This is a genomic window from Thermofilaceae archaeon (assembly GCA_038731975.1).
Lineage (GTDB): Archaea > Thermoproteota > Thermoprotei > Thermofilales > Thermofilaceae > JANXEW01.
The window spans coordinates 1-2,570 of the sequence record JAVYQJ010000086.1; the positions used below are offsets into that span (position 1 = coordinate 1).

The 2,570-nt window shown below is 60.7% G+C and carries 2 protein-coding genes; both read right to left on the reverse strand.

The annotated features are described in order from the left end of the window. Positions 1–1,036, reverse strand: a 1,036-nt coding sequence (locus QXF46_09735) for a hypothetical protein (protein ID MEM0227143.1), incomplete at its 3' end; no start/stop codon positions are given. A gap of 39 nt (positions 1,037–1,075) precedes the next feature. Continuing rightward, entirely contained in the window at positions 1,076–2,473 is a 1,398-nt protein-coding gene (locus QXF46_09740) for a hypothetical protein (GenBank protein MEM0227144.1), read from the reverse strand. Positions 2,474–2,570: the final 97 nt, after the last annotated feature.

Here is a 2,570-nt window from a genome sequence, read left to right on the forward strand (position 1 = left end):
GCTCAACCCAGTCACCGTAAACGCTGATGCTGAGCTTCAACAGGTACGTCCCCGTGAGCGGCCTGGAGTAGATCCCTATCCAACCCGCCCAGCTGCTCACAGTTCCGAAATCGTAGAAACCCCTCATTCCCGCAGGCTCCCCAACCCATCTCCACTGGTACCCGTACTGGTAGCCCCAGTTGATCCCGGTCTCCGCGATCCAAACGCCCTGCAGAGCGGTTGCGTTCCACCAGTAGGCTCTCAAAGCGCCCAGCGAGCCCAGCGTGACGCGATACACGATGTAGTTGTCAGCCTGGTAGAGGAAGCTGGCGTTAGCTAGCGCGAAACGCCCATCAACAGTCCTCGCCGCGAAACCCACCCAAGAGAGGCGGGGCTGCGGCGGAGAAGGCGGAGGAGGGGGCGACGGGGGTGGCTGGCTCGTCTCGTTGTAGCACTCCACGTCCAGCCAGAAGGTGAAGAGGATGTCTACTTCAGCCCCGCTTTGCCCGCCGTAGAGTGTCACCCTGACGACCAGGTTGCTCAAGCTTAGGTTCGCTTGGGCACCGTTAGCTTTGAGGAGGGGCTCCTTGTTGTACTCGTCACCTTTACCGGACCAGCTCCAAGCGTCCGGGAACTCGATCGTCTTGTTCCCATCGCTCTTTTCTACGCTCCACGAGGGTGGCTGGTAGTTGGGTTTGGGGTTCAGGAACGTCAGGTTAGAGGAGAAGCTCAACCCAGCCTCGTGCAGGGAGAGCCGGGCATCCTGAGAGGAGCCCGGCTTCCAGTTGATGCTGAGGCTGTAGTCCCTGAAGGAGAAGTGCCACAGCTCAGGATTCCAGGACTGCTCTACCTCGGCGGTTTGCGAACGCTCAATGAGCTCCCCATACACTTCTCTGTTTGGATTAGCGCTGACTCGGATGCCGCGGTAAAAAATCACGGAACTGCCGTACGTTGTGCCGTCGCTCCTTCTGCAAGGCACCTGGACGAGATCCGGGCTGGCGAAGGCTAGTGTTGCTAGGGCTAGAAGAGCCAAGAGCAGAGCTAGCCTCAGCTTCACGGGCTGTAAAAATAAAAAATAGATATTTATTGGTTTCGCCTAGCCGCTCAGGCTCACCCGGATCTTGACCCGCGCACCGTCAACATCGAGGCATAGCCAGCCTTCCCTGGCTAGCGGGTCCCACTTAACCCACTTAACTCTCGTTTTGCCCCAATCCTCGGGCATCTCTAGCACCTCGCCGCTCCTGGTTAGGACGATGCGGAAGTACGGCTTTAGGGGGGCTCCGAATGACGAGCACCCTTTAGCGGTTTGGTTTGGTTGCTCGCTGACAACGACGGTGGCGGAGATGTAGGGTGAGGCGTAGACGTAGTCCACCCAGAACTCGAGCGTGAGCAGGGACCAGTTGCTGGGCAGCTGCAGGAACAGGGAGGCTTTGAGGGGCGAGTCGATGAGCCAAGTGCCGTTACCGAGGTGCCTGAACTCCGCGGACCAGGGCCTCACCTCGAGGACGAACGGGTCGGGGTACATGGTGGCTTCCACCTCCCTCCCGTCGAGGAGCACGACGCCTTGAGCAGGCTGGGGTGGCGTGCCCTTCACCTTCGAGACAACCGCCTTCATGCGGGTATCGCCCCGGATTACGAGCGTGCAGTTGGGGGGTGCCGTGGCGTTCTCCAAGCCCAGCCGAGTAGGGTAACTGATGTACCAGCCCACGATGCAGAGCAGCTCCCCCTCATACGGTTTACAGAAGGTGGTCACGTTTACCTTGCTGCCGGCTTCAACCTCGATCGTGGCCGAGCCGTTCACGTAGTGCTGCCAACCCCGGGAGCTCAGGATCGCCGGGAGGCCCCCCGTTTCGACGTGGAGCGTTACAAGCCAGGGCTGGAAGACGGCTGAGACCAGGGTGTCGCCCCTCACCTTGATGAAGAGGGGCGGCCGGGGGCAGCCCGGGCACGCTGCGCACTGGGGGCACTCCAGCTTCGAGCCGTTCACGTACAGCTCAGCCTTGACGTGCTCCGGCGCTTCAGGCACCAGCACTAGAGCGGTCCCGGGGGCAACCTCCAGCACGCTCCCGTTAGCCACGAGGCTGCCGTTCACCAGCAGGCTGCCAGCCCCCACGACTTCGAAGCGGACGAGCACACAGTAGCGCGTAAAGCTAGCCACCACCGTCGTGTTGCCCTTAACCTCGAGCGAAACCCTGGAGCCCTCAACCGGTGTTCCGTTCACGAGCAGCTGCCTCAAAACATAGCATGCGTCAGGAACTGCTTCAACTAGAGCGGTGAACGGCCTAGTTAGGTTCACGAGGCTCGCTGGAGTCCCGTTCACCAGCAGCCTGCCAGCACCCTCCACCTCAAGCCTCAGCAGGTAGGTGATCTTCGCGCTCCCTTGACCTGTGCCTTGGCCTGCGGCTTCCACGCCCTGCAGCCCTCTGAAGTGAAAGAGGAGCGCTACAGCAGCCGCCAGCACCGCTACGCCTACAGCTAGTACGACCCTCCTCATCACCACAACGTACGCAAAATGCTATTTAATCCTAGCGCGACCCCAAAGCTATGTGCAGCCCGCTAAGATTGTTGCCCCTGTTCGGCCAGCTCCCTGA

Coding starts and splice junctions, on each gene's coding strand:
- QXF46_09740 (MEM0227144.1), bottom strand. CDS start 2,473: ATGAGGAGGGTCGTACTAGCTGTAGGCGTAGCGGTGCTGGCGGCTGCT.